The sequence below is a fragment of the Desulforamulus aquiferis genome (genome assembly GCF_030577015.1).
GTDB classification, from domain to species: Bacteria; Bacillota; Desulfotomaculia; order Desulfotomaculales; family Desulfotomaculaceae; genus Desulfotomaculum; species Desulfotomaculum aquiferis.
On record NZ_JARPTC010000008.1, the window covers coordinates 23,462 to 36,759 of the forward strand.

General features: G+C 43.6%; 11 protein-coding genes. 10 read left to right on the top strand and 1 reads right to left on the bottom strand.

Annotated features, from left to right (window positions below):
- Positions 1 to 17: 17 nt before the first annotated feature.
- The 3 genes from atpD (at position 18) to murA (ending at position 3,356) form a co-directional block, all read left to right on the top strand.
- Positions 18 to 1,436, top strand: a complete 1,419-nt coding sequence (atpD, locus tag P6N53_RS06285; protein ID WP_304541950.1) for a F0F1 ATP synthase subunit beta — start codon at positions 18 to 20, stop codon at positions 1,434 to 1,436.
- A 2-nt stretch (positions 1,437 to 1,438) separates the two neighbouring features.
- A complete protein-coding gene (locus P6N53_RS06290) occupies positions 1,439 to 1,837 on the top strand; it encodes a F0F1 ATP synthase subunit epsilon (protein ID WP_304541951.1) in 399 nt (132 codons plus the stop codon).
- A gap of 253 nt (positions 1,838 to 2,090) precedes the next feature.
- The gene (murA, locus tag P6N53_RS06295; RefSeq protein WP_304541952.1) at positions 2,091 to 3,356 is read left to right on the top strand and encodes a UDP-N-acetylglucosamine 1-carboxyvinyltransferase; all 1,266 of its coding nucleotides are present in this window, start codon (positions 2,091 to 2,093) and stop codon (positions 3,354 to 3,356) included.
- A 47-nt stretch (positions 3,357 to 3,403) separates the two neighbouring features.
- Here murA and P6N53_RS06300 read toward each other — a convergent pair whose 3' ends face one another.
- On the bottom strand, positions 3,404 to 4,321 hold the full coding sequence (locus tag P6N53_RS06300; RefSeq protein ID WP_304541953.1) for a stalk domain-containing protein: 918 nt from the start codon (positions 4,319 to 4,321) through the stop codon (positions 3,404 to 3,406).
- A 232-nt stretch (positions 4,322 to 4,553) separates the two neighbouring features.
- On the opposite strand from P6N53_RS06300, the gene spoIID reads away from it, so the two are divergent.
- From spoIID to P6N53_RS06335, 7 genes are all read left to right on the top strand, one after another.
- On the top strand, positions 4,554 to 5,522 hold the full coding sequence (gene spoIID, locus P6N53_RS06305; RefSeq protein WP_304541954.1) for a stage II sporulation protein D: 969 nt from the start codon (positions 4,554 to 4,556) through the stop codon (positions 5,520 to 5,522).
- Between the two features lie 67 nt (positions 5,523 to 5,589).
- Complete coding sequence (locus tag P6N53_RS06310; RefSeq protein ID WP_304541955.1) at positions 5,590 to 6,297, top strand: M23 family metallopeptidase; 708 nt, start codon at positions 5,590 to 5,592, stop codon at positions 6,295 to 6,297.
- A gap of 181 nt (positions 6,298 to 6,478) precedes the next feature.
- Positions 6,479 to 6,730 carry a sporulation transcriptional regulator SpoIIID gene (spoIIID, locus tag P6N53_RS06315; RefSeq protein ID WP_304541956.1) on the top strand — a complete coding sequence of 84 codons (252 nt, stop codon included), beginning with the start codon at positions 6,479 to 6,481 and terminating at the stop codon, positions 6,728 to 6,730.
- A 184-nt stretch (positions 6,731 to 6,914) separates the two neighbouring features.
- Complete coding sequence (locus tag P6N53_RS06320) at positions 6,915 to 7,952, top strand: rod shape-determining protein (RefSeq protein WP_304541957.1); 1,038 nt, start codon at positions 6,915 to 6,917, stop codon at positions 7,950 to 7,952.
- Positions 7,953 to 8,051: 99 nt separating this feature from the next.
- On the top strand, positions 8,052 to 9,413 hold the full coding sequence (locus P6N53_RS06325) for a stalk domain-containing protein (protein ID WP_304541958.1): 1,362 nt from the start codon (positions 8,052 to 8,054) through the stop codon (positions 9,411 to 9,413).
- A 429-nt stretch (positions 9,414 to 9,842) separates the two neighbouring features.
- The gene (locus P6N53_RS06330) at positions 9,843 to 12,062 is read left to right on the top strand and encodes a stalk domain-containing protein (protein ID WP_304541959.1); all 2,220 of its coding nucleotides are present in this window, start codon (positions 9,843 to 9,845) and stop codon (positions 12,060 to 12,062) included.
- Between the two features lie 92 nt (positions 12,063 to 12,154).
- Positions 12,155 to 13,228, top strand: a complete 1,074-nt coding sequence (locus P6N53_RS06335) for a TolC family protein (protein ID WP_304541960.1) — start codon at positions 12,155 to 12,157, stop codon at positions 13,226 to 13,228.
- Positions 13,229 to 13,298 lie beyond the last annotated feature (70 nt).

The following is a 13,298-nucleotide window of genomic DNA, read 5'->3' on the forward strand; positions in this document are numbered from 1 at the left end:
GGAGGTCGGAGAACGTAATGAACGTTGGCCATATCGTCACGGTAATCGGCGTTGTTGTGGACATCGAGTTCCAACCAGGCCAGTTACCTGACATATATAACGCGGTTAAGATCCGTACCGAGGACCAGGACGATAAGTCCACCAAGGTAGACTTAACCCTTGAAGTGGCCCAGCACTTGGGCAACAACCGTGTTCGTGCTATTGCTATGTCCTCCGCCGAGGGCCTTAAGCGCGGCATGAAAGTGGTAGACACCGGAAAAGCCATCTCTGTTCCCGTTGGCCGTCCCGTTCTGGGCCGCCTGCTAAACGTACAGGGTGACGAGGTTGATGGTTTACCACCAGGAAAATATGACAAGTATTATCCCATTCACCGTCCCGCTCCGGCCCTGGTTGACCAGTCCACCAAAGCAGAAATGCTTGAGACTGGCATCAAGGTTATCGATTTGATGATCCCCTTCCTTAAGGGTGGTAAAATCGGTCTGTTCGGCGGTGCTGGTGTAGGTAAAACAGTTATCGTTATGGAGCTTATCAACAACATCGCTAAGCAGCACGGTGGTATCTCCGTGTTCGCCGGTGTGGGTGAGCGTACCCGTGAAGGTAACGACCTTTACCATGAAATGAAGGAAGCCGGCGTTTTGGATAAGACCATCATGGTGTTCGGTCAGATGAACGAACCACCAGGTGCACGTCTGCGTGTAGGCTTGACCGGTCTTACCATGGCTGAGTACTTCCGTGATGAAGAGGGTGCTGACACCCTGCTCTTCGTAGACAACATCTTCCGTTTCACCCAGGCAGGCTCCGAGGTTTCCGCGCTGCTAGGCCGTATGCCTTCCGCGGTAGGTTACCAGCCCACCCTGGCAACTGAAATGGGTCAATTGCAAGAACGTATTACCTCCACCACCAAGGGTTCCGTTACCTCGGTTCAGGCCATTTACGTGCCTGCGGATGACTTGACTGACCCGGCGCCTGCTAACGCTTTCGCGCACTTGGACGCCACCGTTGTTTTGAGTCGTGCCATTTCCGAGCTTGGAATTTATCCTGCGGTTGATCCGCTGGATTCCACCTCTCGTATTCTTGACCCCTATGTAGTGGGTAAAGAGCACTATGAGTGTGCCCGCCGTGTACAGGGCGTTCTGCAGCGTTATAAAGAACTGCAAGACATTATCGCCATCCTTGGTATGGACGAACTGTCCGACGAAGATAAGCTTATCGTGGCCCGCGCCCGTAAACTGCAGCGTTTCCTTTCCCAGCCCTTCCACGTTGCAGAAACCTTTACCGGTGCACCTGGTAAGTATGTAACCTTGAAAGACACCATCCGTGGCTTTAATGAGGTTGTTGACGGTAAATATGACCACCTGCCTGAGCAAGCCTTCTACATGGTAGGCGGTATTGAAGACGTTATCGAGAAGGCAAAACGCATTGAGGCTGGTGTATAAACATGGCAAAAACCCAACGCCTTGATATTGTCACTCCTGAAAAGGTAGTATTCAGTGAAGAAATCGACTTCATCGTAGCCCCAGGCTCTGTCGGTGAACTTGGTATCTTACCTGAACACGCCCCTCTGGTAACCTCCCTTAAAGTTGGTGTAATGAGGGTACAGCAGGGCGGCAAGTTCTTTAAGGTGGCCGTCAGCGGTGGGTTCATGGAAGTTAAGAACAGCCGAGTGGTTGTTCTAGCTGATACCGCCGAGCGTGCCGACCAAATTGATGTCGACCGTGCCAATGCTGCCAAGCAGCGTGCAGAGCAACGCTTAGCTCAAAAGAGCGCCGAAGTCGATGTCCTGCGGGCAGAAGCTGCTCTACAAAGGGCACTCAACCGCATAAAAACCATTAAGTAAGCTAAAAGCCAGGATTATTGATATCCTGGCTTTTTTCTGCCTATTGAAAAGATACACCTGGGTTTTAATAATCCCGAAGTGAGGGATTATTAAAACCCGAATATAGGCAGTTTCTCGACAATCTACTAAAAGCCAGGATTATTGATATCCCGGCTTTTTTCATTGTATTTCCTTAGAACTAAGTGGCAATACTAAGGAAAAGATTGCCTCCTTTTGCAAGGAGCTATTAAGACCGCTAGTTCTGGGAGAGAAAATGGATAAAATAATTATTAACGGTGGAAAATCCCTGGAAGGAAATATAAGAGTTAGTGGTGCGAAAAATGCAGTATTGCCAATCCTAGCCGGTTCACTTTTGACCACCACTACAACTAGACTATTAGACGTTCCAAACCTTGCAGATGTGGGGGTGATATCTTCAGTACTAAAGGAATTAGGCGCAGAGATAGAGGTCAAGCCCGGAGAACTTGACATAACTGTACCAAATCTTATCCAGACTGAAGCACCCTATGAATATGTCAGGAAAATGAGAGCATCCTTTTTGGTGATGGGACCACTACTGGCCAGGGCAGGGGAAGCCAGAATATCTCTTCCCGGCGGCTGCGCCATCGGAACCCGACCAATAGATTTACATCTCAAGGGCTTTGCAGCCCTGGGGGCAGAAATAAAGTTCGGCTCAGGCTACATAGAAGCAAAAGCAAAGCAACTTAAAGGTGCCAAAATATACCTGGATTTCCCCAGCGTAGGTGCCACAGAAAACATCATGATGGCTGCTGTACTGGCTAAGGGCACAACAACCATAGAAAATGCTGCCGAGGAACCGGAAATAGTCGATCTGGCAAACTTTTTAAACTCCATGGGAGCTAAGATCAAAGGAGCTGGTACCAAGGTAATCCGCATAGATGGTGTAGAGGCCCTGGGAGGTTGCACCCATGCAGTAATCCCGGATCGTATAGAAGCAGGCACTTATCTTGTGGCAGCGGCAATAACTAAGGGTAATCTTCTAGTTGAAAATATCATTGAGGACCACCTGAAGCCGGTGGTGGCTAAACTTATAGAGACAGGGGTAGAGCTAAGGGAGGAAAACACAGGCATTAGGGTTTACTGTGATCACCGGGTTAAAGGAATAGATATAAAAACCTTACCCTACCCGGGCTTTCCCACGGACATGCAGGCCCAGCTAATGGCCCTTACCACCATTGCAGAGGGAACAAGCATCATCACGGAAACAGTATTTGAGAACAGATTTATGCATGTAAACGAGCTGAAGCGCATGGGTGCTAGAATAAAAATTGAAGGACGTACCGCCATAGTCCAAGGGGTCAGGAGACTAACAGGCGCCCAGGTCAAGGCCACAGACCTCCGGGCCGGTGCAGCAATGATCCTGGCCGGACTCGCGGCAGAGGGAGAAACGGAAGTATCAAATATATTCCATATTGACCGGGGCTACGAAAACCTGATAGAAAAGCTGCAAGGAATTGGGGCCGGCATTCGTCGGGTTGAGGAGTGTGTGCTGGTATAAAAAGGAGCAGGGGATTAATATATCTCCCTGCTCCTTTTTGCGTAATCCTATAGACTGCCACTTCGACCTTTAGCAATCCAATCACTCATTTTCTTTTCAATATTGCTAAAGCCAAGACTAACTGCTTGCCTAAATGTTTTGGCATCCTGCAATTTTGTATCACTAGTCGATGTGATTTTCTTTTCATCCGCCAGCAGCTTATAGACATAAGTCAAGCTGGTATGATAAGCCATCAGGTCTTTGCCTAACTGAATGGTCAAGGTATCCTTGGCTAACTGATCCGATATATTCTTTATATTATCTTTCATGCTCTGAAGGTTTTGGAGGTTTGCTAAGGCTGCCTCAACCGCAGTTGGATCTTTGGCTGCCATATTACCACTAATTTTATCCTCATAGGCCACTAGGGTATCAAAGGCCTCTTTAACTTTGTCTTGATAGTTTTTATAGTTTACTATCGAAGTTTCGTTAGTCATAGTGAAGTTTTTGTAATAATTATATTGCTCTGAATTTTTCTTAAGGGCTGTATCGGTAGAGGTTAAGCCTACTTTATATGTCTCGGAGGATATTAAAACAACCTGATGCTCATGAAGATAATCTACACCAGCATTTAAGGTTTCACTGATAAATCTCAGTGGAACCATTGTTTTTCCATCTATAATGGCTGGCGCCACAGGTAATATATGTGGTCTATTATTTAATTTCCCATTAATACTATCAACCTTCAACTGAACTAAAGTATTGCCCTTAGAAGCTGTAATGTTACCGTTGTCCCACTCAACCTTAGCACCAAGTTTTTCAAAGATTACCCTCATGGGGACCATTAAGCGGCCACCTTGAAAAACCGGCTCATCCTGGGTGCTTAAAGGGGTGCCGTCAATAACTACAACTATTCCTGCAAAGGCGGATAGTGGCAATGCTAATGCCAAAAACACGGTAACTATTAGAATACTAAATGATTTCTTCATACCCAATCTCCTCATATAAAATTTGAACCTTACATTTAAGAAAGTTGACTCAATCACCTCCATCTGGAGCTAGTTAAAATTAAATTCCTTAAATATATGAAAAAACCTTTAGTCGGGAAAGAACAAATTACAACAATATATAAAATTACAATAATATTAAATTAAATGGAATAAAATGGAAGTATTTTAATATAAATATACCTATGGATAAACCATAAGGGGGTGCTCCATAGTGAAAAGGCTATTGCTAGGTTTACTGGGGCTGGTTATATTTATGGTAGCTTTTCCATCCGTAACCATAAAACTATTTCAAATTATTCGTCCAACAGAGATTCAAACTAAAGGGACCAATGTCAAAATGTACAATCACCTTACAGAACAAATTGAAGAGATACCTCTGGAGGACTATCTGGTGGGAGTAGTAGCAGCTGAGATGCCTGCATCCTTCCCGGTGGAGGCACTAAAGGCCCAGGCGGTGGCGGCCAGAACCTACGTCCTTCAACGCATGGGGCCAGGGGGAGTAACCAATACAAAGCACCCTGGAGCTGACGTATCCAGTGATCCTAAGGAAGGACAAGCTTGGATCTCCCAAAGTGAAATGGAAAAACGCTGGGGCAAGGTAAAAACCCTGGAGTATTATTATAAAATCAAATGGGCTGTGGATAATACAAAAGGTCAGGTCATCACCTATAAATCCCAGCTCATATTTCCGGCCTTTCATAGTTCCTGTGGCGGCAGTACGGAAAACTCAGAAGAAGTGTGGGTGGCCGCAACCCCCTATCTAAAGGGAGTGCCCTGCCCCTACTGTGCTGACCCTGAGCCGGAAAGACAGACTAGCTATACCCTGGCAGAAGTGGACAATAAGCTAAAAACAAACCTATCTGCCATACCCGTTATGGCAGGTGATAACCCTAATAAGGCAATAGCTATAATATCGGAAACAACTACAGGCAGACCAAAGGAAATAAAGGTAGGCGATAAAACCTACTCAGCTACTCTTCTTAGAGAGATGCTAAACCTTCGCTCAACCAGAATAGCCTGGTCTATCCAGGGGGACAAGATTACCTTTACCACTAGAGGCTACGGGCACGGAGTAGGACTATGTCAGTATGGAGCCAAAGGAATGGCTGAGCAGGGAAAAACCTACGGGGAAATTATAAAACACTATTATACAGGGGTAGAAATAACTCAGCCCAGATAATATCAAAAGTATAATATATCACCATTCTGGTAATACTCTAACTAAATGAGTAACAGAGGTGATAACTATGTGGCCCTTCGAAAATTCCCTAAAGAACCAATTGCGCAGTCAGGATCTTATGAAGAAATACCGTGAGTGGTTAAAGAGGTGGAACTTTAAAGGGAACCGGCTGAATGTGCTGCTTTTTATTGGCCTTGCTTTGGCAGTTACTATGCTTTCGGCCTATGGCATATATAATTGGAAGTATAGCACAGCAGGGCAGCAAGCCAGCGGAACAATCGTAGTCAACGAGTCGGCAAAGGAAAATCTAGTAAGCGAACCAGCGGATTCATTTAGGCAATTGGAGCAAGAGACCATAATTCCTGAAGTACCCATAAACCCGGAAGAAATGGTAAAGCCTGTTATGGGGCATGTTTTGACAAATGTGGGAATTGCATACTCTGATGTATTTCAAGACTATCGCTATAATACCGGCATAGCCTTAGAGGCGAACCCCGGCTCCGAGGTTAAGGCAGCCTTGGCAGGAACAGTGGCATTAATTTCTACCTGTGAAAGGGACATGCTTCAAGTCAGCATCGACCATGGTAATGACTGGCAGTCAAGCTACAGCGGCTTAGAACAGGTAGTGGTCAAAGCAGGCCAAAAAGTTACAGAGAACGAAATAATTGGTTCCCTTGGAGAATACAGCCAGGTAAATGGAGTAAAACCAAACCATTTATTCTTCACAATGGTTAATAATGGTGAACCCATCGACCCTAATATTTACTGGAAATAAATAATAGCTTGTCATTGCTTATCCAGATGGCCAAATATTGGCCATTTTCTTTTTATTTTGTGACATTTCTCCTACCCCCCCGCATATATTTAAATAAAAGTTTAGCTCGGCTATGTATTAATTAAGAAGGTTTATTTGATGCCGGCGGGGGCGTCTGAATGAGCAAACAGGAGGTAGGGAAATGCAGGACTACATCCAAAAACGGGTGCTGGACATATGTGCATATATATTAGAGACCAAGGCCACAGTGCGTAGGGCAGCCCAAGTGTTCCAGGTCAGTAAAAGCACGGTCCATAAAGATATGACGGAAAGATTGCCATCCTTGAACAAACATCTAGCACAGGAAGTCAAGGTAATACTGGACGAGAATAAGGCAGAGCGTCATTTAAGAGGTGGGGAAGCTACCAGGAGAAAGTACAAAGAAATTATCTAATAATGGCTGAAATTATATATTAATAGAGGAATTTTAACAGGAAAGATAGAATTTAACCCTCAAGGTTTTATCTGCCATTCCTGTTTTTTCTTGTTGAGTTGGTGTACAACCACTTCACCCCAATGGCAGACAAGCTAAATTAATATTGATTATCCAATTAGAAAGTCTAGGGGGAAAAGCAAAAATGTTTTTTGGATTAAGCACCGACATCGGGGTGGATTTGGGAACAGCCAGCGTGTTGGTATATGTAAAAGGTAAAGGAATCGTTCTCCGAGAACCCTCAGTGGTAGCCATAAATAAAGATAACGGCAAAATTATTGCCGTGGGTGAAGAAGCCCGCCGCATGCTGGGCCGCACCCCAGGCAACATAGTTGCCACCCGCCCTTTAAGGGAAGGGGTAATTGCCGACTATGACGTGACAGAAAAGATGCTCAGATACTTCATCAATAAGGCCGCCGGCAAGAGATGGTTTTTCCGTCCCAGGGTGATGGTTTGCATCCCTTCGGGGGTTACTGGTGTAGAAGAAAGAGCTGTTCGTCAGGCAGCTATCCAGGCAGGAGCTAGAACTGCACACCTCATAGAAGAACCCCTGGCTGCAGCACTGGGTGCAGGTATTGATATTTCCGAACCCAGCGGTTCTATGGTAGTGGACATTGGAGGAGGCACCTCGGATGTGGCTGTGCTTTCCCTCGGGGGTATAGTATGCAGCCGATCCATTAGGGTTGGTGGAGATAAGTTTGACGAAGCCATAGTACGTTATATTAGGAAAGAATTCAACCTAATGATTGGTGAACGAACTGGGGAAGAAATCAAAGTGGAAATTGCCACGGCCTTTCCTAAGAAAACCGGGGAACGTGTTATGCAGATCCGTGGAAGGGACCTTTTGACCGGGTTGCCAAAGGCTGTAACAGTAAGCAGCCATCAAATATATCACGCTATAGAAGAGACCCTTGAGGCAGTAGTAGGAACAGTCAAAGAAGTGTTAGAAATCACCCCTCCAGAATTAGCTGCCGATATTGTGAATAAAGGAATTGTTATGACCGGAGGAGGCGCCTTGCTGCACGGTTTAGATACACTTATCTCAGAGGAGACCGGACTGCCGGTTTACGTAGCCGATGACGCCATCTCCTGCGTAGCCAGCGGCACCGGCAAGGCCCTGGCCATGATGAATATATTGCCAAAGCCTAAGAGCAGTAAATTATTTAAGAAAGTTGTTGGGTAGGCTTAAATGATCTATTACCTATTAAGACCCAAATAGAGTCTAAAAAACTAGTTATAAATCGAATAGGATCGCTATACATATTCAAGTGGGGGTGGATTTATGAAAAGGAAACGGTTTCTTCTTGCAATTCTGGTCCTGCTAATGATGGTGTGGGCAATGCCTGCAGCGGCAGCCACAGAAGTGACCCTTGACGGGGAAAAAATCGCTCTAACTAAGGAACCAGTACTGGAAAACAATCGGATATTAGTCCCACTACGCGCAGTTTCGGAGGCCCTTGGTGCGGAAGTCAAATATGATAATGACACCCGTACAGTCCGGGCATCCCGACATGGTACTTTTCTAAGACTCACATTGGACTCTGATCAGGCCTATATTAATGACAAGCCAATTTTGTTAGATGCACCTGCTAAAGTTATTAGCGGTACTACAATGGTACCACTTCGGTTTGTAGGAGAGGCTTTGGGGCTGGATGTTAAGTATGAAGAGGATAAAATTGATCTAATCACAAAGGACTATGTCAAGGTTCACTTTATAGATGTAGGCAATGGAGATGCAATACTTATTCAACTGCCCAATAACCAGAATGTTTTAATTGATGCGGGTAGCCAAGTAGCCGGCAAAGATGTCCTAAGTGCTTTGAGGGAGAATGGTGTCACCGAAATAGATCTTCTTGTGGCAACTCACCCCCACGAAAATAATATGGGAGGGATTCCTTCTGTTTTAGAGACATTTACGGTAAAACAGATAATCGATAGTGGGGCAGGAGCGGGCACTGAAACATATATGAAATATAGTAGCTTGCTAAGGAAGGGTAATTACAAATATTCTGTTGCGGAAAAACAAAAGGTAAACCTGAACGGAGCTACACTAGAGATATTAAGCAGCCGAGATGAAACCTGGAGTCGGGACGTAGACGGTAAGTCGGTTGTTTCGCTACTTACGGTTGGTGAAGTAAGATTCTTATTTATGGCAGACGTTTGCTATCCCTATGACAGGGAATTAAAGATCAATGGACCTGTTGAAATACTTAAAGCAGCCTTTCAGGGTGGAAAGACCTCAACCAGCCAGGATTTTCTAAACAAAGTAACACCAGAGACGGTGATAATATCTGTGGGCAAAAATAATACTGGTGGATTTCCACACGAAGACACGCTGGAAAGAATTAGTGAAATGGAAGCCCAGGTATTCCGAACTGACTTAAATGGCGATATCGTTATAAGCACTAATGGTAAAACCTACGGCGTGCAAATTAGTAAAAATGAACTTCCTGAGACAAAAAGACGCATTGAACCTCCAGCTGAACAAGGGGTTTATGTCGGCCACAAAGATGGGGATATATTTCACTGGCCCCACTGCTCCCGGGCAAAAAAGATAGATTTTTATGATCGGGTATGGTTTAAGGATGCAACCCATGCAAAGGACAATGGATATAAACCTTGTGAGTTTTGTAGGCCAGAATAACTATTTCTTAAATAATAAGATTTAAAAAATAAAATTGTTAAATTGGGAACAAATCATAATTTGGAAGCGTCTATCTTTCTGGAAGGAAGGTTAGGCGCTTCCTTTACTGTATGAAATTGAATTAGTTATCAAGTTTAGACAAAATAGTTTCAGATTGGTGGAACCTTTAAATAAGCTATTGCGTCTAACTAAATAAGTTGCCAGAAAGCAAAAGATACCTGGCAAGAAAAAATGCTCCAGATTGAAAGGGTTTTTGCCAACTAGTGTAGAAATATGCAATTCTAGCAATTGGTGCCGAAATTAATGGTTAAAAATGTCATTATGGTCACCTTTTAATAAGGCAAAAATCCAGGCACCTTTTAAAATTTATTGAAAGGGGGGATGGCGGACCTAAGGGGAATGGTTCGTCCAAACTAACCAATCAATTACTTGGTAAACTTCTCCAAGGGGAGGAAACCAACCGGTAACATTAAATGGAAGTCCGGACACAGCAATATCCTTGGAAAAACAACTAGGAGGGAATTTATCTTGAAGAAAGCTAGAAAGGCTATCTCCATTCTGGTTACTCTGGCTATGCTCCTTGGCCTACTGCTACCCGCAGGTGGCGCATTCGCAGCCTCAGTAAACCGTGTTGACAGAGTTGTATCAATTGCCGACGATTTTAACGGCAAACTGGGCAACAAAATTACCATTGCAGAAGACAGTGACTACCCGGCTGACTTTGAAGACGATCAGAGCTTTAGATTGGTACTGCCTTCAGGTGTTAAGTGGAATGATGACACCACCGTTAGCGGTGCTGTATATAGCTCCAAAAAAGTAAACGACCAAATCTTTGAAGTAGTTATTGGCAACACAACTGGCCAAAAAGATGATATCGTTATTAACCCTAGCATCGAAGTTGATGGCGCAACTGGTGATATCAGAGTTCAGATTGACCAGAGAGAATCTGGCGTTACCACTGGTGAAGTTCTTCTAGCCCGCGTTTCTGGTGGAGCAAGCACAGCTGTTGCGCTGAGCGTTGAAACCATCGGTGAAAGTGGCAAAACTGGCACCATCCAGATTGACGAAACTTCCCTGGGTTCCCTAGGTGAAGTTGAAAAAATCACTCTGAAATTACCTTCCAACTTTAAGTGGAATGCTACAGAGACCGAAGTTACTTTCGGTGGTGGCTTTGCTTCCGCTAAAGTTACTGACAAGAAGGCAGATGGCCGTAACCTGGACATCTATGTTGAAGCAACCAAAACCACTTCTCAGCGTGGTACCATCTACATCACCCCATTCATCTCTGCAGAAAAGTCTGCTAAATACGGTGAAGTAGAAATCAACATCTCTGGTACTGAAGTTGATGATGCAGATATCGTAGTTGCTGAATATGCTGATTTTGGCCTAAAATTAGAAATAAAAGAAGTTAAAGAGCGTGTAGCTGGTATATTCAATGCTAAGACTGAAGAATTAACCATTGAAGAAACAGTGGCTGGCACTCTGGTTCAAGGCCGTAAAGTTAACCTTGAGTTCCCCAGCTGGGTTAAAGTAACCAATGTAACCCAAGGTACCCATACTGGTATCAAGATTAAAGACCTGAGTTATGATTGCACTGACAACGAAGTAGAATTTACCATTGACGAAGCTAGTAAAAGCGGCACAGTTGGTAAAATCAAACTTAAGTTTGAACTGTCCATCAAAGCTGACATGACTGGTGATGTTGAAGTAAGTTTATCCGGTAAATCCGGTGCTACTGGTAGCATTGTAGTAGCTAAAGCAGTATCCCCTGCATCTATTAATGCTTCTTCCGTAGCTCAAGTTAGAATTGGTGTTCAAGGTCAGTCTATTGGCGACATCATTATCAAAGAAAACAAGTCCGAAGCTTTTGAAAAAGGCGACCTGAAAGTAGAACTTCCCGATAACATCGAGTGGACCAGCAAGCCTACCGTTGAAGTTATCGAAGGTAATGGCGAAATTGATAAAGATGGAATCAGCACCTCTGATAACGTACTGACCATTCCTATCAAGAACACCAGCTCCAAGGTAACTGCTATCAAGATCTCCAACATTAAAGTTGACATTAACCGTATAGTTCCTGAAGGTGAAGTAGTTGCTAAGTTAAAAGGTAAATCAATTGTACGTAACCACAAGGATCAACTAGGTTACTACAAAGGTACAGCTGATGTAGTTGACGATGATGGTAAGAAAGGTAGTTCTGACGTACTGGATCCCGGTGAATTTGACCAATCCACCGCTTCCAAGGTTGTTGTAGCTAATGTTGTAACTCCTGCCCCTGAAGCTGGCACCGTTGTATTCAACATCGGTTCCACCATCTACACCGCTGGTGGCGTAACCAAGGTTATGGATGCTGCTCCTTACATCAAGGATGGCCGTACCTACGTACCTGTACGTTACATGGCTCTGGCAATGGGCGTAAATGAAAGCGACATCGCTTTTGAGAATGGCGTTGTAACCCTGGTTAAAGGTGACACCACTCTCCAACTGACCATTGGCAGCAAGTCCCTGGTTAGCAATGACAGCACCATCGAAATGGATGTAGCTCCTGAAATTACTGATGGCCGCACCATGCTTCCTGCCCGCTTTGTAGCTGAAGCATTCGGCGCAATTGTTGGCTTTGCTAACGGTCAAGTAGTTATCTCCCAATAATAAGTCTGATTACAAAGGGTAACCAGTAATCACAGAAAGCCCGAACCTCTGGTTCGGGCTTTCTTCCCTCTCTAACTAATGGAGGAAAAAGCATGTTAAAGAAAATTACAAAAACATTGCTCCTGTTGCTGGCCCTATTAATTATTGCAGTTCCTGCTTTTGCAAATGAAGCTACGGACCAGACCTTAACCCTAGATAATGCAATCAAAAAAGCATTGTCTCACAATAAATCTATTTTGAATGCACAATTAGATATAGATAGCACAGAAATACAGCGTGATAGCCTTCAGGAATTAGTAAAATATACACCTATTGACTATAATTATAATCAGGATGATACAAATGTATTTAAATCCTACTATGGGGTTCAGCACCAGCTTAGACAAGCGCAAAAAAAATTGAATGCTGATAAAATGCAGCTTTCTATTAATGTTACAGAGGCATATCATCAGGTTATAAAAAACAATCAACTCTTAGATGAAATGAAAGCAAATTTGACACTGAATATTATTAAAAGGGATCAGGTTAAGGCAAAATACGATGTAGGGATGGCTACGATGGCAGACTTATTAGCAGCAGATGCCCAAGTAGTGAGTGCCAGAGCTAACATAAAAGATGCTGAAGGAAAACTAGACACTGCCTATGGTGAATTAAATAAAATTACAGGGCAAAATATTAGTGCTCGACCTAAATTAGAGGAAGAGATAGGATTTTACCCAGAAGAATTCGATGTAGATATGCAAGTGACAAAGGCCATTAATAATTCCTTTGAAATTTGGAGTGCTACTGAGGCTGCAAGAACAGCTGCGGTAACTAAGTACTTTGAATTTTATTCAGACATTGGTAACAATAATCAGGCCAAAGCGAATAACACTGTAGAAAGTACAAAAGAAGAGATAAGTGTTTCAACTGTTACTCTTTGCAATGGAGTAAAGACATTAGAAGCTAATTATCAACAAATAGAGAAACAGATTGAGCAGTTGGAAGAAAATCTAAGAGTATTAAAGCTACATTCAGACCTAGGTCTAGTGACTAAAGACAATATGTTAACAGTTGAATCAAATGTAAAGAAACTTAAAAATACACAATTAGACATTGCTTCCAGGCATACTGTGACATTGTTAACATTAAAAAAATTAACAGGTGATTTTCCTATATTACTATAGGTTATAATATGAATCATGCGTAAAGCCGATTTATGATATTAAATCATAGGTCGGCTTTTGGTATTCATCA